We start from the raw sequence: 22,289 nt of genomic DNA on the forward strand, positions 1-22,289 counted from the left end.
TAAGCCTATATCCTAGACTTGCCGCTATTGTGAACAGTTTTCCGAGCCCTTAGCAGACATTTTGCGGCCCCTCATGGCCTGCGTGTGCGGCACGCTCCACCTGAATGGTGGCGTGCGCAATCCCCCACTCCTGTAATTCCTGCTGTGCCGCGCACAGCACCGTAGCTGGGTCACAGCCGTCCGGAACCACAAGGTGCACTGAGGCTAGAGCGCTTGTGCCATCCAGCGACCACAAGTGCAGGTCGTGCACGTCCAGCACGTTGTCGACCTGCCGCAGCAAAGCGTCGATCTCAGCGGGTTGATACCCCGGAGGAGCTTGCTCGAGCAAAATGCGTAGGGCCTGCATCATCAGCTGCCAAGCCCGCGGCAGTACCAGCGCAGCGATTACCAGCGAAGCAATAACGTCGGCATATTGCCAGCCGGTCACGATAATCACACCGCCAGCCACAAGCACCGCGACGGATCCCAACATGTCCGCCAACACATGCAGGAATGCACCTTGCACATTGACAGAGTGATCCCGTTGGCGATTCAAAACCCACGCGGAGATCGCGTTGGCCAGAAGACCGATCACGGCGATAATCATCATCGGACCGGCCATAATCTCAACCGGCTGGTGGAGCCGCTGGAACGCCTCAACCACAATCCAGATTGAAATCCCCAACACAGTCACCGCATTAACGAGTGCGGCGACCACTTCTACCCGTCGATAGCCGAATGTCGCCTGCACTGTAGCAGCTCGACGGCCGATGAAAATGGCTACGACGGCAATAATCAGCCCGGCAGCGTCCGACAGCATGTGCATAGCATCGGCGAGCAGCGCGACGGAGCCGGTAATCAGGCCACCAATCAACTCTGCAAAGAAGACTGTGCCAGTGACTCCGAGAACGATAAGCAAAGCGCGCAGCGGAGAATTCGTCGGAACATAGTGCGAATGCGCAGAACCGTGGCGGTGTTCATCGACACCACCACGGTTCTGTGGTTGTTGTTGAGCTGCACTTGTTGGAGCGTTCATGCCCTCACTTTAAGCAGCTTCAACCTTATTGACAACTTATTGAAAATGGGGACTGAGAGCACGCAGCTTTTAGGGAAGCCTGTTTGGGCAGGCTGCCCTACGCAGTCTCGGCGCGAGCGTCGACCTTAACCCAGCTCATCAGGTCGCGCAGCTTGGCGCCCGTCTGCTCGATCTGGTGATCGTTGTAGGAAGCGCGCAGCTCCTCCAGCTCCTTGTTGCCGCCCTCGACGTTGGCAACCAGGCGCTTGGTGAAAGTTCCGTCCTGAATGTCGGACAGAATGTCCTTCATGCGCTTCTTGGTGTCCGCGTCGATGACGCGCGGACCGGACAGGTAGCCACCGAACTCTGCCGTGTCAGACACGGAGTAGTTCATGTTGCCGATGCCGCCCTCGAACATCAAATCCACGATCAGCTTCATCTCGTGCAAGCACTCGAAGTAGGCCATCTCCGGCTCGTAGCCAGCCTCGACCAGAACTTCGAAACCGGTCTTGATCAGTTCTTCGGTGCCACCACACAGAACGGCCTGCTCACCGAACAGGTCGGTAACGGTCTCCGCCTCGAAGGTCGTCGGGATCACGCCAGCGCGTGCACCACCGATGGCGGCTGCATAGGACAGAGCCAGGTCGCGGCCGTTGTTCTTCGGGTCTTGCTCAACGGCGATCAGGCACGGAACACCCTTGCCGTCGACGAACTGGCGGCGAACCAGGTGGCCCGGACCCTTCGGGGCAACCATGCCGATGATGATGTTGTCGGCCGGCTCGATCAGCTTGAAGTGAATATTCAGGCCGTGTCCGAAGAACAGTGCATCACCGTCGTTCAGGTTCGGCTCGATGTCCTCGGTGAAGATCTTCGCCTGGGAGGTGTCCGGAGCCAGCAGCATGATCACGTCGGCCCACTTTGCAGCCTCTGCGTTGGTCTTCACGGCGAAGCCAGCCTCTTCCGCCTTTGCACGGGACTTGGAGCCCTCACGTAGGCCGATAACAACCTCCACGCCGGACTCGCGCAGGTTCTGCGCGTGTGCGTGACCCTGGGAGCCGTAGCCGATGATGGCTACTTTGCGACCCTGGATGATCGACAGATCAGCGTCGTCGTCGTACAAAACATCAATTGCCATAGGGAGCATCCTTTCGTTGACTATCTACATTTATAGCAGACTTTATTTCATTTAGTGAGACTTTTTTGCCCACATAGTGAACTCTGTGGGCTTCTTGCCCTCTTTCGTAGGTAGTGACGCCCCCGGCTGCATACCGAGGGACATCACCACAAGCATTAAAGATTCGCTGGATACATGGCACGAGGGCCACGGCTAATCGCAGTCGGTGAGGCTTCAACCAACTCGCGAATGCCGAACGGTTCCAGAACATCCAGCAAAGCCTGCAACTTCGACGGCGTACCGGTGCACTCAATGATGACCGACTCCGGGCCGACGTCCACGACATGGGCACGGAATAGCTTGGCGGACTCCACAACCTGGGTGCGGTTCGAGTTGTCTGCGGAAACCTTCACCATCATCAAGCCGCGGGAGACGATTGCCTCCGGATCATGACGCGTGACCTTAATAACGGGGATCAGCTTGTTCAGTTGCTTCGTGATCTGCTCGACCACATGATCCTCACCTTCGACAATGATGGTGATGCGGTTGATGCCCTCCACTTCCGTGCGCCCCGAACTGATCGAGATGATGCTGAACGCACGGCGGGTGAACATGCCGGAGATTCGCGAGACGATACCGTCAACGTCCTCACACAGGACGGACAGAGTGTGGACCTGTTCCTTACTCGTGCTCATTAGTCTTCCTCACCTTCCTGGGTGATCTCGTGGATCTCCGCGGGCTCTTCCGCCGCCGAGGATTCCTCGTCGAACAACGGTCGCAGGTTGCGTGCGTACTGGATTTCTTCGTTGGACGTGCCGGCGGCGACCATTGGCCACACCTGCGCGTCCTCGCCAACGATGAAGTCGATGACGACCGGGCGGTCGTTGATTTCCTCCGCCTTACGGATGGTCGGCTCCACGTCTTCTGGCTTCGTGACGCGGAATGCCGCGCAGCCCATGGACTCCGCCAGCATGAGGAAGTCCGGCAGGTACGTCTCCCCCGGCTTCAGGTTGGTGTGGGAGTAGTGCTGGTCGTAGAACAGCGTCTGCCACTGACGCACCATGCCGAGGTTTCCGTTGTTTATAAGAGCAACCTTGATGGGCAGTTTCTCCACCGCGCAGGTAACGAGCTCTTGGTTGGTCATCTGGAAGCAGCCATCACCGTCGATGGCCCAAACGGAGGTATCTGGCTTGCCGGCCTTCGCACCCATGGCCGCGGGCACGGAGTAGCCCATTGTGCCGAGACCACCGGAGTTCAGCCAGGTGCGAGGATTCTCGTAGTCGACGAACTGCGCAGCCCACATCTGGTGCTGCCCCACGCCGGCAACATAGATAGCTTCCGGCCCGACGGTCTTCGACAGCGTTTCAATAACATACTGCGGAGCGAGCTTGCCATTGGGCTGCTCATCATAGCCGCGGGGGAAGTCCTGCTTCAGCTTGCGCAGGTAGTTCAGCCAGCCCGCGGTAGCGGGCTTCTTCAGGTCCAGGTTACGCATCGCCTGATGGAGAGCTGCAAGTACTTCCCTAGCGTCTCCGACAATCGGGACATTAGCTTCGCGGATCTTGCCGATCTCTGCCGGGTCGATGTCGGCGTGGATGACTTTCGCATCGGGCGCGAAACTCTCCACGTGACCGGTGACGCGATCGTCGAAGCGGGCGCCGATGGTGATCAGCAGGTCGGAACGCTGCAGCGCTGCCACCGCCGGAACACTTCCGTGCATGCCCGGCATGCCCATGTACAGCGGGTGCGAGGCCGGGAAGCTACCCAGTGCCATAAGAGTCGTGACGACTGGGATGTCGTTCGCCTCTGCAAATTCCAGCAGCTCCGCGTGAGCCTCTGCTTTAATGACGCCACCGCCGATGTACAGCGTCGGGCGCTTTGCAGCGCTGATCATCCGCACAGCTTCCTCGATCTGCCGCGGGTGCGGGCTGGTGACTGGCCGGTAGCCAGGCAGCTCATACGTCGGTGGCCAGCTGAAATCTAACTCTGCGTTCTGCACATCCTTTGGGATATCCACCAACACCGCACCCGGGCGGCCAGTGGAGGCTACATGGAAGGCCTCCGCGATGGCGCCGGGGATGTCCTCCGGGCGAGTCACCATGAAGTTGTGCTTGGTGATCGGCATGGTGACGCCGCGAATATCTGCCTCCTGGAAGGCGTCAGTACCCAACAGCCCCTTACCCACTTGGCCGGTGATCGCAACCAGGGGAACAGAGTCCATGTTGGCGTCAGCGATGGGGGTTACCAGGTTCGTCGCACCCGGTCCGGACGTTGCGATACACACGCCCACCCGGCCAGTAGCCTGCGCGTAGCCGGTGGCAGCGTGGCCAGCGCCCTGCTCGTGGCGAACGAGGATGTGGTTCAGCTTTTCGGAGTCGTAGAGAGCCTCGTAGAGCGGCAGCACGGCGCCGCCAGGCAGGCCGAATACTACGTCGGCACCTAGCTCTTCTAGCGAGCGCACCACGGCCTGTGCGCCGTTAATTCGCTCCGGCTGCTTGCCGCGGGGGTTCTTCGCCAAGGTGGCGGGGCTGGGTTGCGAGCGTGATGTGTGTGTCACGTTTTCCTTCGCTCCTTGAGTCCTTGAGTCCGTCCTGCCTTCAATTCTTTGCCCTTAGCTCCCTGAACGATTGGCGCAACTCTGGGTCGCCTACCGCCTCTAGGAAGCGAAAAGCCGAAAATCTTCGGTGTGGAATCGCTTGTTCGGTTTGGATGTATGTCCTCCACACAACAAACAACAAAAGCCCCCAAGCAGCCGACCCTGTGAGTCGGTTGTCGGGGGCGCCGTGTCGAGCTCGACGAGGAAGCTAGTGGCGCCCCTCGATAATGAGTACTCGTACTAGTTGCGTGGACTTCATGGCTCTAAATATAGCGCTTTCCATCAAGGCCGTCAAGCGTTTGACCACATGTTTCTCAAAGTATGGCGCCCGGATCTCATATATTGAACACTCTAAAACCGCCCCCGACCTGTGTTTCCCGGCGCCACGCGCCCGACCGATCTCAAGTCAGAAAACCGGCCTTTTACCGACGACTGCCAGCTTCCCAACAGGTTCCCTGACTACGGTGGAACACCATGTTGAAGTTCTATGCTTTCCAACTCTGGGAATGGCTAGTCGTTCACGGCATTCCTTTGAGCGCACTGATAATTATCGCAATTTTGATCCCGCGCTTGGGTCGTTTGGCGATTCGCATTGTTAGCAGTCGATTTGACGAGGGCGAAGAGGCCACCAAGTCGCGCCTAGCTCTCGTCGGCGCACTGGTTTACGTATTGCAGGCAATTGCGTATTTCGCAATCATCATGCTGGGGCTAACAAACCTCGGCGTACCCGCAATGGGCGCTGCACTGCCAGCAACGGTGGTGTCGGCTGCCATTGGTTTCGGTGCGCAGAACGTGATTGGAGATTTTCTCGCGGGCTTCTTCATCATCTCCGAGCGTCAATTCGGTGTGGGCGACTTCGTCGCCTTCGACGGAACATCCAGCAACATTTCCGGCACCGTCGTCGGGCTGACATTGCGTGCCACGAAGGTTCGCACGGCTTCCGGCGAGGTCGTAACCATCCCCAACGGCTCAGCCGGTGTAATTACCAATTACTCCCAAGACTGGTCGCGCGCGGTGGTCGACCTGGCCGTTCCTCTGCAGCCGGGCGAGTCCATGTCGAAGCTAACGCAACGCGTCGAAACGACTGCAGGTCGCGCTTTGGAAGACGAATCGATTGCCGACGACGTGACGGGCGAATTAGAAGTTTTGCCCGCCACGGATATTGTCGCCCCCACCGCTGCTGGGCAGCCGTGGCAGGTGAACTTTCGTGTGATGGTCGTTGTGAACCCAGCGCGCCAATGGGCAGTGGAACGTGTTCTGCGGTCGGCGCTGGTCAACGTGTTCTGGGATCGCTACGACATGCCACGGGCGTTCCTCGGCGGTGCTGAAGCTCCCTCCACCGACCCCCGTAAGGCCGTAGCGGCAGAGCACGCGCTGGCTCCCACGGAAGTCTTGCCCACTCAGCATTCCCACGCAGCCGCAAGCGACGCGGCTAAGGCAGAGCAAGGATCTACTCAATCCACAGTTGATAACCCGCTTCATCCCGCTTCGAAGGACGATGGTCCGGGAGTCAAGCCACTTGATAGCGACGGTACCGTTGGCCGTACGCGAGGCGCACACGCTGGCCAGGTCACCTCGGACGGAACAGTCGCTGATACAGCCACTACAGGCGGCGCACATGATGCGGACATTGCAGCCGAGTCAATCGAAGATAAGACAGGCGACGAAGAGTCGGCCGAGTTCGAGGGCATTTGGCGCAACACCGAGTACCAGTCGAAGTTCAAGAAGCTAATGAGCATCGGAGGCCGTACCCGCCCATCAACGACGGGTCTGATCTTGGCGCTACTTCTGGTCGGCGGGTTGGCCTTGGCGTCGTCCAACCCAGAGGGTGGCGACACCGGATGGCTTTCCCCGGATTATTGGCGCGATCGCCAGCCCAAGAGCGAATCGACAGTGGATCCAAAGGCAAATGAGACGTCCGACTCCGATGCAACGGGCGAGAGCGCAACCGCCGATAACGCAACAGAAAGCAATGCCACGGACGGAAATGCCGCGGATAGCAGCGTGACAGACCGCAATGTGACGGACGGCAATGCCAACGAAAACAACTCCGAAGCAGGCGGAAACAGTCAAAGTGTAGACGGCGGCTCCTCCGGAAGCACCGCCGAAACATCTGCTGGTAATCCCAATAGACAAAACGGACAGGCGCGCACGAGTGCGCCTGCTAATGGCGGTCAAAGCGCAACGCAAAACCCTAATGCGCAGAACGAGCCCAATGCGACCGACACCACCCGCGGCTGATTAAATGACATACATGAGCTCGAAGGTTTTCCACCCCAGCCGTGAACACATCCTCGGCGGGATCGTCATGTTCCTGATCTGCCTACTTTTCACGGGCTATAAGGTCGCCTGGTTTTTCTGGGTTCCACTGGTGCCGCTAGTGTTTATTCTGTGGACTTTGCGAGTGCGCACCACCGTCACCGACAAAGCCATCACCACGCGCTACCTCTTCCGCGCAGGCAAAACCATGCAGTGGGAAGACTTCCGGGCGCTGCGCTTTAACCGAGCCGGACGCGCCTACGCAGTGGACAAGCAGGAAAATAGCTTCTGGCTTCCCGGCATTACTTTCAACTCCCTTATCGACCTACACAAGGTAAGTGGCGGACGTATCCCCGACCCTGTCACCCCAGCACGCGAAGCGACGGAGGACAAGGTTCAGGTGGTCAATAAGGACGGATACGCCGTTCTCATGGACAAGGACGAGTACAAGGAGTACGAAAAGCAGCGCCGCCGCGAAGCGGGAGTGGAAACAGAAGCTGAAGTACCGGAAGGCAGCTCCAAGCACGGAAACGCCGAGCGGGGAAACAGCGAGCAAGAAAACACCGAGCGCAACACTGAAACTAGCGAATAGCGCAAACCAAAATCAGCAGTTGCGCACGGTGGCCAGTCGAAAACTGCTAAAAACAGAACAGACCTTCAACGACGAAGACGAGAACCGAGAACAGCATGAATGCCATCCCCTTGAGATCCACCGTCACCACCCAAGGCCGTAACGCCGCAGGCGCTCGCGCCCTATGGCGTGCCACGGGCATGACGGACAAGGACTTCGAGAAGCCCATCATCGCCATCGCGAACTCTTATACACAATTTGTCCCGGGGCACGTGCACCTGAAAGACGTTGGCGAAATCGTCGCCGACGCCATCCGCGAGGCAGGCGGTGTGCCCCGCGAGTTCAACACCATTGCCGTAGACGATGGCATTGCCATGGGGCACGCGGGCATGCTCTATTCGCTGCCAAGCCGCGAAGTGATTTCTGATGCCGTGGAGTACATGGTCAACGGCCACGCAGCCGATGCGTTAGTTTGCATCTCCAACTGCGACAAGATCACACCCGGCATGCTGAACGCTGCCATGCGTCTGAACATCCCGGTGGTTTTCGTTTCCGGTGGGCCGATGGAAGCAGGCAAGGCGGTGGCTGTCGATGGCGTCGTGCAAGCTCCGACGGACCTCATTACCGCCATCTCGGCCTCTGCTTCTGACAAGGTTGATGCGCAGTCTCTGTTGGAAGTTGAGTCAGCCGCCTGTCCGACGTGTGGATCCTGCTCCGGCATGTTCACCGCCAACTCGATGAACTGCCTGACCGAGGCACTGGGGCTTTCGCTACCGGGCAATGGTTCCACACTGGCTACCCACGCCAAGCGCCGTGACCTGTTCACCAAGGCTGGCACGACCATCGTCGAACTCTGCCGCCGCTACTACGGCGAAGGTGACGCCTCCGTCCTGCCGCGCAACATTGCGACTCGCGAAGCGTTTGAAAACGCCATGGCACTGGACATGGCAATGGGCGGATCTTCGAACACCGTGTTGCACATCTTGGCAGCTGCCCAGGAGGGCGAAGTTGATTTCGACCTCCACTCCATCGACCAGCTTTCCCGCGAGGTTCCCTGCCTGTCGAAGGTTTCCCCGAACTCCGATTACCACATGGAGGACGTCCACCGCGGAGGCGGAATCCCCGCCATTCTGGGCGAGCTCTATCGTGCCGGCAAACTGAACGAAGGCGTCCACTCCGTCCACTCCGCCACGCTGAAGGAGTGGCTGCTGGCCTGGGATATCCGCTCTGGCGCCGCCACAGAAGAAGCCATCGAGTTGTTCCATGCTGCCCCCGGTGGGGTCCGCACGACCGAGCCATTCAGCACAGAGAACCGTTGGTCCAACCTGGATACCGACGCAGAAGGTGGCGTCATCCGCGATGTAGAGCGCGCATACACCACGGACGGCGGATTGGTTATCCTGCGCGGCAACCTCGCCGAAGACGGTGCTGTGATCAAGTCCGCGGGTGTTGACCCGTCAATCTGGCACTTTGAAGGCACCGCGCTGGTTGTTGAATCTCAAGAAGAAGCCGTACGTGTGATCCTGGACAAGAAGGTCAAGCCCGGACACGTGGTAGTCGTCCGCTATGAGGGGCCTGCCGGTGGGCCGGGAATGCAAGAGATGCTGCACCCGACTGCGTTCCTCAAGGGCGCTGGCCTGGGCAAGGAATGTGCACTGATCACCGACGGACGCTTCTCCGGTGGTACGTCTGGCCTGTCCGTCGGCCACATCTCCCCCGAGGCTGCGCACGGCGGTCTGATCGGTCTGGTTCGCGATGGCGATCCCATCACGATCGACGTCCACGAACGTCGCCTCGAGTTAAACATCTCCGACGCTGAGATCGAGCAGCGCCGTGCCGAGATGGAGGCCTCCGACAAGCCCTGGACCCCCACCACCCGCCAGCGAAAGGTCACCAAGGCACTGCGCGCGTATGCCGCCATGGCAACTTCCGCAGACCGCGGAGCCGTCCGCGAAGTCAGGTAGTGCCCTGCCGGCAGCCATTGCGCCGTCCGTAGACTGGGAAGCATGCAAGATTCCACCTCCCAGTCCCCCGCACACAACGCAACAGATGGTGGCAGCACGGATGGCATGATCCGCGTCCGCGACGCGCATCTGCGAAATCTCAAACATCAGAACGTTGAGCTTCCGCGCAATGCGCTTGTGGCAGTGACGGGTGTTTCTGGATCGGGGAAATCTTCACTTGCGTTTGGAACGCTGCATGGGGAGGCACAACGCCGGTATCTGGAGTCGGTCGCACCGTTCGCACGGAGGTTGATCGGTGGAGCCGTGGACCCGCGGGTCGGTTCCGTGGAGGGGCTACCACCGACGGTCGCTTTACAACAAGGCGCATCCGCGGGAGGGGCGCGCTCGACGGTAGGAACGGTATCGAACCTGTCGAATACGATCCGTCTGCTGTACTCCCGATGCGGGGAGTATCCGTCGACGTTGCGGAAGCGCCGTGGCCGGCTGGATTCTGATTGCTTCTCTCCTAACACCACGGTCGGTATGTGTCCGGAGTGCCAAGGCACTGGAGTGGTGCATGAGCCGACGGAGGAATCGATGGTTCCGGATCCGTCGCTCAGCATCGACGAAGGCGCCATCGCAGCCTGGCCGGGTGCCTGGTTGGGTAAGAACTTCCACGATATCGTGGCGGAACTTGGATTCCCGATGGATACTCCCTGGCGTGACATTCCGCGTGCCGACCGAGATTGGATTCTCTTCACCGACGAGCGCCCCGTCGTAACAATCCATCCACATCGCGGGGCGGATCAGATTCAGCGAACATATGAAGGCACCTGGCGTTCGGTGGCCTCCTATCTGCGGAAAACATTGGCCGAAACAGGATCCGACTCCACGCGCCGGCGGGTGCTATCGTTTATGCGCTCGTCACGCTGCGGCACATGCAAAGGGCGTCGGCTAAATACCGAGGCGCTTTCCGTTAACTATCTCGACTACCCCATCGATAGCCTCGGAGCGCTTCCTTTAGAGGAGGTGGTAGCGCATTTCATAGAGCGTCGAGCAGACCTCCCAAACACATCCAAATCCTCCGACGGCGCAGCCGCTGAAGCCGAGAGGATCCTGCTGGATCAGGCAATTCCCACATTACAGTCGGTGGTGGATTTGGGGCTCGGACATCTCAGCCTGGATCGAGCGACAGCGACGCTGTCAGCGGGCGAGCTGCAGCGACTCCGATTGGCGTCTCAATTGCGCTCGGGACTCTTCGGCGTGGCCTATGTACTGGATGAGCCCTCTGCGGGGCTGCACCCCGAAGAACGCCGCGCAGTGTCGAAACTTATCCGCAGGTTCCTGGACGCGGGCAACAGTGTCCTTCTCGTCGAGCACGATATGCACCTAGTTGCAGAAGCCGACTGGGTTGTCGACGTCGGTCCTGGTGCAGGCGAACTCGGCGGCGAGGTGCTCTACTCCGGCCCCGTCAGTCCTACAACGGGACAGCGCGGACTGGCCGAGATGGATTGCCCCACCGGACGAGCACTCTCCGCCGGGCCTTTGGAGCTGACCAGCGACTCTAAGGCTCGCACCCCTTCCGGGGCGCTGGTACTCCGGGACATCAACCAGCGCACCCTGGACAATCTCACCGTAACTATCGGCCTCGGCACGTTCACCGCTTTCACGGGCGTATCCGGTTCCGGCAAATCCACCCTCCTCCAGGTTCTCGCCAGTACTCTACGCGAACAAGTCAAGACAGCCGTGAACGATGGAGACGTGGAATCGAAGGAGAAGAACAGCGGCGGTGAAAGCCATAGTGTCGACCGGCTAGTACAAATCTCTCAGAAGCCCATCGGCAGGACTCCTCGCTCTTGCCTTGCAACCTATACCGGGCTATTCGACCGCGTTCGGAAATTGTTCTCCCAGACCCGCGAGGCGAAGCAGCGCGGGTGGACCGTCTCCCGATTCTCCTACAATGTCACCCAAGGGAGGTGCCCGACTTGCAGCGGCGAAGGGCAGATCGAGATCGAGTTGGTCTTCCTGCCCGGCAGCTATGCTCCTTGTCCAGACTGCCACGGTGCACGATACAACGCGGAGACACTCGAAGTGACGTGGAACGGGAGGACGATCGCGGATGTACTGGGGCTGACGGTCGCCGAAGCCAAAGACGTTTTCGCGAACGAAGAGCCGATCGCTCGCGCTTTGCAAGCGCTATCTGCTGTGGGTTTGGATTATTTGCGGCTCGGCCAGCCGGCGACGGAGCTATCCGGTGGCGAAGCTCAACGGATCAAGCTGGCGACCGAGCTGCAGCGTGCGCAGCGTGGGCACACCGTGTATCTCATGGACGAACCGACCACTGGATTGCACCCCGCGGACGTAGACCTGCTGGTGGCAGAGATGCAGCGCTTAGTCGACAACGGGAACACGGTGGTGATTGTGGAACACGACATGCGCGTTGTCGCCCAGGCAGACCGAGTGATTGAAATGGGACCAGGTGCAGGCGCGCGCGGAGGGCAAGTTGTGGCAGATGGAAGCCCCGCCGCAGTGGCCCAAACGGACACCGCGACGGGGCGGATACTGGCCGAGCGCAGTTGAATGCTACGACGACAGAAGAACGTTCCCTAGTTGAACGGGTTACCTCCGCCGACCGCGAGCCAGAGACCAGCAGTCGCCGCCACTGCAACCACGAAGAAGATCCACGCCGAGGCTAGTGGACGAGTTGCCCATCCTCGGCTGCGATCAAGACTGATACGGCCAGGACCGACGAAAATAAGGCTGATCGAAACCACTGTCAGAACGACCCATAGCTGGATATAAGGGCTCATTCCATATGGCCAAAGGGATCCTTGGAAGTTGTTGAGGTTGTGGAATGCCATGAAACCTGCAACCACCGTAGCCAGCGCCGCACCGAACGGTGTGAGTAGACCAAGCAACAGCAGTCCACCGGCTACAACCTGCGCTACTGGGATGCCGATAGCCAGGATGTCCGCGAAGTTGTAGTTCTCCAGCTGGGTCTGGAAGACATCCACGCCGGGGTCTCCGCCGAAGGAGAATAGCGTCTGCAGTCCACGAACTAGCAGGTATGCGCCTAACGCTGCCCGCAGCACGAAGAGGCCAAAGCTTGTGGTTCCGCGCTTCGCGGTTGCAGAAGCGTCTTCCGTGGGCGTCCCCACAGTGTCACCTGGCTCTGCGGTGTTCTGCGTTTCAACCGCTGCCGGTGCCCCGACGGCTGCGGGCGCCACAACAGTCTCAGGCGCAGTAGTACTCTCTGGCGCAGCTGCGGTCTCAGGCGCAGCAACTGCGGATCTCTCCGTTTCCGCGGGTGCGACGCCGGCCTCTAGTGGGCGCTTCTCCTCAGGCAAGGACTGGTCGCTAGCTCCCGATTCTGGATACTGCGCGACGTCGGAATCATCGATCTTGTCCCAGCGATCCTCCGCAGTCGTACTAGCGGCGCCAGTGGCGCTTGCCGCGCCAGCTGTGCCGGCTGCGGTGGATTTGGTGGGAGCGTCAAGGTTAGTCAGATCTACGTCAGAATCCTTGGACTCAGCGGGAGCAGGTTCCGCTGCCCTGCTCTCAATTCGCTGGGGCCGGGCGCGACCAGCCAAGGCGTAGATATCCCGCTTCGCGGGTTTAGGCTTACCTTCCGCGGCTGATTCTGGAGCTGGCGCAGCCTCAGCTCCGGGCTCGTCCTCAACTTCGCTCGGCTTCTCAATTTTCGTCGAACCGGCTGAGGGCTCGTCTGCAGCAGGCTCCTCAGCGGCGGGCTCATTCGCTTCACGACGGTAGACCGGCACGTCGATGTCATTGTGCATGTCATCCGCCAGATCGTCATCTGGACTAGTGGGCCTAGGGTTGTTTGGCTTCGCGTTGTTATTCACGCCACCCAGACTATTCCGACCTTTAGAGCTTGTGGGGGAGGTCACTCGGCATGTCTCGGACGGCTTAAATGGCAGCAGCCCGCTTTGCTGCCCCTTTAGCTGAGCTTCTTGGCGATAAGTTGGTTCACCTGAGCAGGGTCAGCCTTGCCCTTAGTGGCCTTCATCACGGCGCCAACAATCGCACCAGTGACCTTCTTGTTGCCTGCGCGGTATTTCTCCACGATGTCGGGGTTGGCAGCAAGTGCCTCATCGACGGCAGCTTCGATGGCGCCGTCATCGCGGACAACTTCCAAACCACGAGCGTTTACGACCTCATCGACGTCGCCTTCACCGGCTAGTACGCCGTCCACGGCCTGGCGTGCGAGCTTGGTGGTCAGCTTGCCCTCATTTACCAATGACGTCACCCGCGCCACCTGGACTGGCGTGATGTCTAGCGCAGACAGTTCCACGCCCTGTTCGTTTGCCTTTCCTGCGAGGTAGGAGACCCACCAGGAACGCGCCTCATCGGGCTTGGCTCCCGCTTCGACGGTGTCGATGACGAGATCGAGGGCACCGGCGTTGACCAGGTCTCGCATCTCTTCGTCCTTCAGTCCCCATTCCTTTTGAATGCGAGCACGGCGAATCCACGGCATTTCCGGCAGGGTGGAGCGAATCTCCTCCACCCATTCGGCGGGCGCCAGTACGGGTGGTAGATCCGGGTCGTTGAAGTAGCGATAATCCGCCATGGTCTCCTTCGGGCGACCCTTGGAGGTGGTTCCGTCGGTTTCCTGGTAGTGGCGGGTTTCCTGCACGATCTCCACGTCGTTGACAAGGCATGCTGCCTGACGCTGCATTTCAAAGCGCACTGCCTGCTCAACGGACTTCAGGGAGTTGATGTTCTTCGTCTCGGTGCGCGTGCCATATTCAGTGGTTCCCACGGGGCGCAGCGACAGGTTCGAGTCGACGCGCATGGAGCCCTGGTCCATGCGCGCGTCGGAGACACCCAGGGCCTTCACGAGATCGCGCAGCGCAGAGACGTATGCCTTCGCAACCTCGGGAGCGCGTTCGCCGGCGCCTTCGATCGGCTTGGTCACGATCTCAATCAGCGGCACTCCGGCGCGGTTGCAGTCTACGAGGGAGGCGGTTGCGCCATGGATGCGACCGTCGGCACCGCCGAGGTGCGTCAGCTTGCCGGTGTCCTCCTCCATGTGAGCGCGTTCAATCTCCACGCGCCATTCGGATCCGTCTTCCAGGACAACATCCAGGTACCCGTCGTAGGCGATCGGCTCGTCATACTGGGAAATCTGGTAGTTCTTCGGCTGGTCCGGGTAGAAGTAGTTCTTCCGCGCGAAGCGGGACTTCGGAGCAATCTTGCAGTTCAGTGCCAGGCCAATCTTGATTGCCCATTCCACGCCCAGCTTGTTCACTACCGGCAGCGCACCCGGCAGGCCAAGGCTGCAGGGGTCAACGTTGCTGTTAGGTGCATCGCCGAACTCTGCGGAAGAGGTGGAGAACATCTTCGTCTTCGTTGCGAGTTCGACGTGAACTTCCATGCCCATTACCGGGTCGAAGCGCTCCAGCACTTCGTCGAAGTCCATCACATCATCGGAGTAATCGTAGACAGGCGCAGTCATGCCAGCCATCTTAATACGTCCCCGCTGCTGTGTGTCGTTGGGGTCGCTACCGCTGGGCGCACCGCCGCCTCCCTTCTCCGGCTATTCCCGCCGAACGTCCTTGGGCGCGGCCCGCCCGGGTGGCAACCAGGTGACGCATCCGCTTACCCGCGCCATCCTCCCTCGGTTTGGCTGTCCATTTACTCTGTTGTGGTACGGGCATAAAAGCGACATGTTCTCGGGGTTCGTTTCCCCTCCTCGTGCAAATTCCTGAAGGTGGTGTACTTGGCATTCACTCGCAGGACGCCCACACCCCGGCCAGGCGCATTGCGTCGTTTCGGCTTCCAGCATTCGGCGCTGCTTTTGTGACGCCAACCGCCTCACCCGATATAGGTTCACCGGTCCTTGCTCCGCCGATATCAGAGTTATGTAATCCCCATTCCTCAATTCAACGCCGTTCATTTCAACGCCGCTCAACTCGGAGGCGCCCAACTCGGCGGCGCTCACTTCAACGGCATGCGGCTCTACCCCACTGGATTCTGCGAAGCGTCGGGCGACGTACTCCGCTCCGGTGAGGACTGCTCCATTGGTCGCACGTAATTCCACTTCATCGCCCTGACCGCTAAGCACCTGCATGTATTCGTCTAGCTCGACGACAACATTGGTGGTCAGCGTGCTGCGCTGAATGGTTCGATTCTCGGTTAACCATGCCAATGGGTCTAGGCGTGCAGACTCCCAGATCTCCGACATTTCGTGTGCCGGACCGGTGAACTGGATGGTGGTCTTCGTTCCGTGGAGGATGCGACGTCCGCCATCGTCTGGCACTCGTGGCCCTTGCATGCGGCGTCGAAGCTGTGTGGCGCGGCGAGAGATCGCCGTCAGGTCTCCGGCTGTGTTGCACAGTTGCTCCGTGAAGACGTAGCGATGTTTGATACCCAATGTGCGCGCCCGCTCGGCAATGAGCATCAGCACGTCCAGGCCGTGACGATTGCGGCGCGCAGCTTCCAGCGCGCGCTTCTTGTAACGCGAATACGCCGGCCCGGAGAAGTGCTCCGCCGCCCGCGCCACTCTCCTAGCGAGTTCTTTTTCCAAGGGCAGCTGCTCGGCAGGAACGCCAAAGGCTTCGCTCAGCAGATCAGCGCCGTGGCGCTGGGCCGCTGCCACTTGGCGCTGAAGCTCCCCGAGCTGCCGCAGTTTTTCCATAGCGCCAACGCTAAAACATCGCGCCTTTTCTCGCCCCGCCGCAAGAAACTCCCTGTGGATAACTCTCACCGAAAAAACGGTTTTCCACAGGGAAAACAATTCTCCCTTGACAGGCGCCCGACTCCTATGCCTTGCCGTCCGCTCTAGTGGATGGCGCGGTGTGTCACTACCCGAACAGGGAACGTGCCGTCTCGTAGCGCTTCTCGGGAACTTCCTTCAACGTTCCGACGGCTTCTTCAAAGTCAATCAGATCAATGTCGCCGCCCTTAAGCGCCACGACCTTGCCGAAATCTCCGTTGATTGCAGCCTTGGTGGCGTTCACGGCAAAACGCGTTGCCAGGACGCGGTCGAACGCAGTGGGCGTACCGCCGCGCTGGATGTGTCCGAGGACGGTGGAACGCACGTCGGTATCCAACCGGTTCTCGATCTCCTTGGCAATCAGCGCCGACATGTTCTGGAACTTCTCGTGGCCGAACTGATCCACTTCACGCTCCGCAACCTCCAGGGTGCCTTCCTTCGGTAGCGCTCCCTCGGCGACAACGATGATGCCGTACTTCTCCCCCAGCTGGAAGCGGCGTGCCATGCGACGGCAGACGTCATCAATGTCGAATGGAAACTCCGGAATGAGGATCTCGTGCGCACCGCCGGCCATGCCCGCGTGCAACGCAATCCAGCCAACGTGGCGGCCCATGACCTCCACGATCATCACGCGATCGTGTGATTCAGCGGTAGTGTGCAGGCGATCAATGGCATCGGTCGCGACGGCGACGGCAGTGTCAAAACCAAAGGTGTAATCCGTGCCGTTGACATCGTTGTCAATGGTCTTCGGCACGCCGATCACCGGGACTCCATTGTCATGCAGGAAGCGCGCGCCCTTAAGTGTGCCCTCGCCACCGATGGGGATCAGAGCGTCAATGCCCGCGTCAGCGAGATTAGCCTTCACGCGGTCGATGCCTGCCATAAAGTCTTTCGGGTGCAGGCGACCGGTACCCAAGATGGTGCCTCCGCGGCGCAGAATACGATCGATGAAGTCGTCGTCGTACAACTGCACACGACGATCTTCCAACAGTCCCTGCCAGCCGTCTTCAAAGCCAACGACGGTATGGCCTTCCCCTGCCGCCGTACGCACAATGCCTCGGATGACGGCGTTCAATCCTGGGCAGTCTCCACCACTGGTCAAGGTCGCAATACGCATGCTTCAAAGTTTAGCGATATGGCGTCGGATCTGCCGGACGGCAAGGGAATGTACGCCTATGGACGCCTACGCGTCTCCGTGACTCGCCTCTTGCCGAGCCATGCTGGAAGCCAGTGCGCCGAGGATGAGCATGACTACCGCGGGTAGCAGTGATTCTCCGAAGGCTTGGGGGCCGACTACGCTAACGCGTGCTTGCACGACCGCGGCGATCACCGCAGCGCCGGTGACTGCACCGAGCTGCCTGGTGGCGTTGTACATTCCGGAGCCCGCACCGGCGAACTGCGGCGGCAGGTCTCGCAGTGTGGCGGTGGAGTTCGGCGCCCAGACAAAAGCATTGCCAAAGCCCAGGATCACGAATGATCCGATGATCATCCACAGCGGGCGCTCGGGTCGCATGGATAGCGCCAGCGCGGCCACTCCAATGGCCATCAAGCAGAAGCCCAACACGGCGAAACGCCGGGGATCGTAGCGGTCAACAAGCCTGCCGACGAATGGCGCCATCACCCCCGCGATGATGGCCATGGGAGTTACAACGAAGGAGGCTTTCATTGGACCGAAGCGATGGACTTCCTGCAGGAACAACATCACCGGAACCATCATGCCGGCGATGGTGAACCCCATAGTGAAAATCGAAGCGTTACCGAAGGCAAAATGGCGACGGGTAAACAGCGCGATGGGTACCAACGCGCTGCCCGCGGACAGGCAGGATTGCAGCCAGACAAAGGCGATCATCATCGCCACGCCGCCGACCAGCAGCGCCCAAATCCACGGAGCCCAGCCGGCGGGGTCGCCTTCCTGGATGCCGTAGATCACCATCGTCATCGCCACCATGGAAAGCAGGATCGACGGCACATTAATGCGGTCGCGCGTCGGCCGGAAGCGCGGCACCCACCGGGCAACCATTACTACGGACAGCACGCCGATCGGCACATTGATAAAGAACACCCAGTGCCACGTGGCGTACTCCGTAATGAAGCCGCCGAGCAGCGGCCCGGCGAGCGTGGAAATTCCTGCCGTCGCACCCCAGATACCCAATGCTGCTCCGCGCTTGTCGCGCGGGAAGATGCGGTTGATCACGCTCATGGTCTGCGGCGTCAAAAGTGACCCGCCGATGCCCTGCACGGCGCGGGCGGCAATCAGCATTTCGATGCTGCCCGCCAGGCCGCAGGCCAATGACGAGAGGGTGAAGATCGTCATTCCCGCTATATATAGGTTCTTTGGCCCGAAGCGGTCGCCTAGCCGGCCTGTGACCATCAGGGGCACTGCGAATGTCAACAGATAAGCGCTGGTGACCCACAGCACCTGCCCGTAGTCGGCGTGCAGGTCTGCTTGGAATGCTGGCGTGGCGACGGCCACGATCGTCTGATCCAGCAGGATCATGAAAAACCCGATACACAACGCCACGAGGGCGCGCCACGCCTGTGACAGCGGCAGAGGCAGTGCGGGATAGGTTTCTTCTGCAGAGCGAGTGCGGTGTGTGGGTGGGAGCTGCTGTGCGTTCACTTACAGTGAGTCTACTGCCGCCCTCAAAGCAGACAAACTTGTTTGAAACTCCGGCATGAGCGGCAGCTCCTCCAACCGGTCAATGGGTTGCCACAGCAGCTCCAGCGATTCGGCGGTCGGATGAAGTTCCAGGTGATCGGCGCAGGTGGCTAGGACAGTGGTGTACGTCCACTCAGTGATTTCCGGATTGACGTACTGCCACCAGAACGTGCCTCCGAGTCCGAAGATGCCGTGAGCCTCCAGGTCGGCGTCGAGGCTAGGGTGCCGAACAGGAAAGTCCTGCAGGGCTTGGCGGGGATCCCCGTTGCGCTCGATGATCTTTTCAATTCCCGCAAAGAGGTGCCGTTCTTCTTCGCGAACTGGAAGGCGGCAGTACGCCTTCTTGACAGGCACGGTCGAGGTCACGATTTCTTGGTGGACTTTTACTGCTGACGCCCCCACGCCTGTTTCTTCCCACGTTTCTCGTAGGGCGCCGTCGGTGGGTGACTCGCCGACGTCGATCGCTCCCCCAGGCAGAGCCCAGGTTCCGCCACGGTTCGTCCACTTGGCGCGGTGCTGCATCAGAACGTGGCGGTCGTCAGTGACGAGAAACAGCCCCGCGGCGCCGAGCACACCCCAGCGGCGGGAGCCGTCGGGGTGTTCGACGAAACCATCGCCTGTGTAAAGTTCGGGAAGCTTACCCATGACTCCCACCATACGCGTGCGGCTACGGGCGGATCCCGCCCCGCCAAAAAGCTAGCTAAAAGCTAGCTGAAAGCTAGACGGCTAGCCACCGGTCAACGATCAGTTTTGGCGTGCTTAAGCACGCTTAGGCGCGGCCGGCTTCGAAAGCGGCGCCGACGCGGTACAGACGGTCGTCGCCATGTGCTGGGCCCATGATCTGCAGACCGGTCGGCAGGCCGGAATCGCTTGCAAAGCCACCGGGCACGGACATGCCGCATACGCCCGCCAGGTTCAGCGGCAGGGTAAACAGGTCAAACATGTACATTGCCAACGGATCGTCGACCTTCTCCCCCAGCTTGAATGCGGTGGACGGGGTAACCGGTGCGACGATAGCGTCGACCTGCTCATAGGCTTTGGCGAAGTCCTGAGAGATCAGGTTACGTACGCGCTGCGCCTGCAGGTAGTACGCGTCGTAGTAGCCAACGGACAGGGCGTAGGTCCCCAGCATGATGCGGCGCTTCACCTCGGAGCCGAAGCCCTCGGCGCGGGTCAGGCTCATCACCTGGTCGGCGGAGCGTGTACCGTCGTCTCCCCGGCGCTGGCCGTAGCGCATGCCGTCGAAACGAGCCAGGTTGGAGCTGACCTCACAGGGCAAGATCAGGTAGTAGGCGTTCATGGCATGGTCGAAGTTCGGGCAATCAACTTCCACCAGTTCAGCGCCCTGAGACTTCAACTGTTCCAAGTTGGCGTGGTATGCCTCCAGCACGCCGGGCTGGAAAGCTTCAGCTCGCTCGAACTGCTTGACTACGCCGAGCTTCACACCGTTGAGGTCTCCGGAAACGCCCTGCTTTGCAGCCTCGACGACCGGTGCGACGGCGTGGGTGGAGGAGGTGGAGTCGTTGGCGTCATGCCCTGCAATAACCTCGTGCAGCAGCGCGGTGTCCAGTACCGTACGCGCCGTCGGGCCGCCCTGATCCAGAGAGGAAGCGCAAGCCACCAGGCCATAGCGGGAAACGGTGCCATAGGTGGGCTTCACGCCCACGGTGTTGGTCAGTGCGGCGGGTTGGCGGATCGAACCACCGGTGTCCGTGCCGATAGCTAGTGGAGCCATGCCTGCAGCCAGAGCTGCGGACGAGCCACCACCGGAGCCGCCCGGAGTGCGCTCCAGGTCGTAGGGGTTCTTGGTCGGACCGTATGCGGAGTTTTCCGTGGAGGAGCCCATGGCGAACTCGTCCATGTTGGTCTTGCCCAGGATCGGGATACCCGCTGCGCGCAGGCGCATGGTGACGGTCGCGTCATAGGGGCTCATGTAGCCCTCGAGCATCTTCGATGCACAGGTGGTCGGCGCGTCCATGGTGGTGAACACGTCCTTCAGCGCCAACGGTACGCCCGCCAGCTTGCTGGTCGGCTGATCGCCTGCGGCCAGCGCCTCGTCGACATTCGCGGCTGCGGCGAGAGCCTCGTCGGGACCAACGTGCAGGAACGCGTTGATATCCCCGTCAATCTCACCGATGCGGTCCAGGTGAGCCTGGGTAACCTCCTGGGAGCTGATCTCGCGCGCGTGGATCTTCTCCGCCAGTTCGGCGGCGGTCCAGGTGGTGAAGTCCGAGTCATCCCGGGAACCGACGATGTACTTGTTCTCAGCCATGAGTGTTCCTACAGTTCCTTATTTCTCTAACGTTCGTTGTTCTAACGGGTTCTAAACGGTCTGTTGGCGTTGTGGCTAGTCCGCGAGGATCTGCGGCACCTCGAAGCGCTGCTCGTTCTGCTTCGGAGCCTGGTCGAGTGCCTGCTCGGGCGTAAGGCTCGGAACGACCACGTCTTCACGCATGACGGCAACGTCGCCGTCAACGTTTTGGGTGGGGTGGCTCAATGGCTCAACGCCTTCGGTGTCCACCTTCCTGATCGCTGCAACGTGATCGACGATTCCATCGATCTGAGCTGCGTATTCCTCCAACTCCTGTTCCCCTAGGTCCAGGCGAGCCAGGCGGGCCAGGTGGGCAACATCTTCGCGCGAAATCTCAGACATGGGTTCTACTCTAGCCAAGCCAACCTGCCCCCGTGGACTTCAGGTGGCGCTAGTATCGGTTCCATGTCTTTCCTCATGCGTGTCCGTATGCCTGATTCCCCCGGATCCCTTGGCTTGCTAGCCATGGCACTGGGGACTGTCGGCGGCGATATTCGTGGCGTGGATATCGTCGGACCAGCGGAGGATGATCCGGACTCCGTCATCGACGACATTGTCGTTTCCATCCCCTCGGGACATCTGCCGGATAGTCTCATCACCGCCACGCAGGAGCTCGATGGCTTCTATGTCGATTCGATCAGACCTTTTTCCGGCAAGATCGACCGACGTGGCCAGATTCAGATGCTGTCTGGAGTGGCGGAAAAGCGGCGTCAACTACAAGAAGCGCTAGAGATCATGATGCAGGATCTGCCACGCTCCATGACGGCGGGCTGGGCGCTGGTGTTGGATACGTCGCCACGAACGCACCGGGTAGCTGCCTCCTCCGCCGCCCCGGAGGATAACGGGCTTGAACTCGACCACCCGCCACTAACCGAGGCCCGCGTGTTGAACCCAGAGCGCGAGGATTGGATTCCCGAGAACTGGGTTGTGATGGAGTCCGCGTTGGCGGGAACGCCAATCAAGGGAACTGACTTACTGCTCATAGTCGGCCGCCCGGGCGGGCCGGACTTTCTGCTTAGCGAGGTAGAACACCTGCGGCAGCTCGGCGCTATCTTTGGGGCGTTCTTTAGTTAGCCACTGTCTTTAGATAGCCACTGTGCCCGCCG

The 22,289-nt window shown here is 60.3% G+C and carries 17 protein-coding genes; 5 read left to right on the top strand and 12 right to left on the bottom strand.

The window, feature by feature from the left end; all coding sequences use genetic code 11:
* Window positions 1-49 precede the first annotated feature (49 nt).
* From ACWXWJ_RS04265 to ACWXWJ_RS04280, 4 genes are all read right to left on the bottom strand, one after another.
* Entirely contained in the window at window positions 50-1,015 is a 966-nt protein-coding gene (locus tag ACWXWJ_RS04265) for a cation diffusion facilitator family transporter (protein ID WP_284819885.1), read from the bottom strand.
* A 97-nt stretch (window positions 1,016-1,112) separates the two neighbouring features.
* Entirely contained in the window at window positions 1,113-2,129 is a 1,017-nt protein-coding gene (gene ilvC, locus ACWXWJ_RS04270; RefSeq protein WP_473963652.1) for a ketol-acid reductoisomerase, read from the bottom strand.
* A gap of 155 nt (window positions 2,130-2,284) precedes the next feature.
* On the bottom strand, window positions 2,285-2,803 hold the full coding sequence (gene ilvN / locus ACWXWJ_RS04275) for an acetolactate synthase small subunit (RefSeq protein WP_434816108.1): 519 nt from the start codon (window positions 2,801-2,803) through the stop codon (window positions 2,285-2,287).
* On the bottom strand, window positions 2,803-4,665 hold the full coding sequence (locus ACWXWJ_RS04280; protein WP_473963653.1) for an acetolactate synthase large subunit: 1,863 nt from the start codon (window positions 4,663-4,665) through the stop codon (window positions 2,803-2,805). The genes ilvN and ACWXWJ_RS04280 overlap by 1 nt, the downstream gene beginning before the upstream one ends.
* A 513-nt stretch (window positions 4,666-5,178) precedes the next feature.
* On the opposite strand from ACWXWJ_RS04280, the gene ACWXWJ_RS04285 reads away from it, so the two are divergent.
* From ACWXWJ_RS04285 to ACWXWJ_RS04300, 4 genes are all read left to right on the top strand, one after another.
* Window positions 5,179-6,945, top strand: coding sequence for a mechanosensitive ion channel domain-containing protein (locus ACWXWJ_RS04285; protein WP_473963654.1), 1,767 nt, complete (start codon window positions 5,179-5,181; stop codon window positions 6,943-6,945).
* A gap of 13 nt (window positions 6,946-6,958) precedes the next feature.
* Window positions 6,959-7,555, top strand: coding sequence for a PH domain-containing protein (locus ACWXWJ_RS04290; protein ID WP_473963655.1), 597 nt, complete (start codon window positions 6,959-6,961; stop codon window positions 7,553-7,555).
* A 95-nt stretch (window positions 7,556-7,650) separates the two neighbouring features.
* Window positions 7,651-9,498, top strand: a complete 1,848-nt coding sequence (ilvD, locus tag ACWXWJ_RS04295) for a dihydroxy-acid dehydratase (RefSeq protein WP_473963656.1) — start codon at window positions 7,651-7,653, stop codon at window positions 9,496-9,498.
* 42 nt (window positions 9,499-9,540) lie between these two features.
* Window positions 9,541-12,057, top strand: coding sequence for an ATP-binding cassette domain-containing protein (locus tag ACWXWJ_RS04300; protein ID WP_473963657.1), 2,517 nt, complete (start codon window positions 9,541-9,543; stop codon window positions 12,055-12,057).
* Between the two features lie 26 nt (window positions 12,058-12,083).
* On the opposite strand, the gene ACWXWJ_RS04305 is transcribed toward ACWXWJ_RS04300, so the two are convergent.
* The 8 genes from ACWXWJ_RS04305 to gatC all read right to left on the bottom strand — a co-directional run bounded on the left by ACWXWJ_RS04305 (window position 12,084) and on the right by gatC (window position 21,525).
* Window positions 12,084-13,340, bottom strand: coding sequence for a DoxX family protein (locus ACWXWJ_RS04305; RefSeq protein ID WP_473963658.1), 1,257 nt, complete (start codon window positions 13,338-13,340; stop codon window positions 12,084-12,086).
* A gap of 95 nt (window positions 13,341-13,435) precedes the next feature.
* Window positions 13,436-14,953, bottom strand: coding sequence for an Asp-tRNA(Asn)/Glu-tRNA(Gln) amidotransferase subunit GatB (gene gatB / locus ACWXWJ_RS04310; protein ID WP_473963659.1), 1,518 nt, complete (start codon window positions 14,951-14,953; stop codon window positions 13,436-13,438).
* An 81-nt stretch (window positions 14,954-15,034) separates the two neighbouring features.
* Window positions 15,035-16,135: an HNH endonuclease signature motif containing protein gene (locus ACWXWJ_RS04315; RefSeq protein WP_473963660.1), complete on the bottom strand. Its 1,101-nt coding sequence runs from the start codon at window positions 16,133-16,135 to the stop codon at window positions 15,035-15,037.
* 166 nt (window positions 16,136-16,301) lie between these two features.
* On the bottom strand, window positions 16,302-17,330 hold the full coding sequence (locus tag ACWXWJ_RS04320; protein ID WP_293789865.1) for an ATP-dependent 6-phosphofructokinase: 1,029 nt from the start codon (window positions 17,328-17,330) through the stop codon (window positions 16,302-16,304).
* 66 nt (window positions 17,331-17,396) lie between these two features.
* Entirely contained in the window at window positions 17,397-18,833 is a 1,437-nt protein-coding gene (locus tag ACWXWJ_RS04325) for a DHA2 family efflux MFS transporter permease subunit (protein WP_473963661.1), read from the bottom strand.
* Window positions 18,834-19,517: an NUDIX domain-containing protein gene (locus tag ACWXWJ_RS04330; protein WP_473963662.1), complete on the bottom strand. Its 684-nt coding sequence runs from the start codon at window positions 19,515-19,517 to the stop codon at window positions 18,834-18,836. It abuts the gene before it with no gap.
* Between the two features lie 124 nt (window positions 19,518-19,641).
* Complete coding sequence (gatA, locus tag ACWXWJ_RS04335; RefSeq protein WP_473963663.1) at window positions 19,642-21,144, bottom strand: Asp-tRNA(Asn)/Glu-tRNA(Gln) amidotransferase subunit GatA; 1,503 nt, start codon at window positions 21,142-21,144, stop codon at window positions 19,642-19,644.
* Window positions 21,145-21,219: 75 nt separating this feature from the next.
* Window positions 21,220-21,525: an Asp-tRNA(Asn)/Glu-tRNA(Gln) amidotransferase subunit GatC gene (gene gatC / locus ACWXWJ_RS04340; protein ID WP_473963664.1), complete on the bottom strand. Its 306-nt coding sequence runs from the start codon at window positions 21,523-21,525 to the stop codon at window positions 21,220-21,222.
* Between the two features lie 63 nt (window positions 21,526-21,588).
* Between gatC and ACWXWJ_RS04345 the strand changes: the two genes are divergently transcribed.
* A complete protein-coding gene (locus ACWXWJ_RS04345; RefSeq protein ID WP_293789855.1) occupies window positions 21,589-22,257 on the top strand; it encodes an ACT domain-containing protein in 669 nt (222 codons plus the stop codon).
* Window positions 22,258-22,289 lie beyond the last annotated feature (32 nt).

Source organism: Corynebacterium sp. p3-SID1761 (assembly GCF_055862885.1).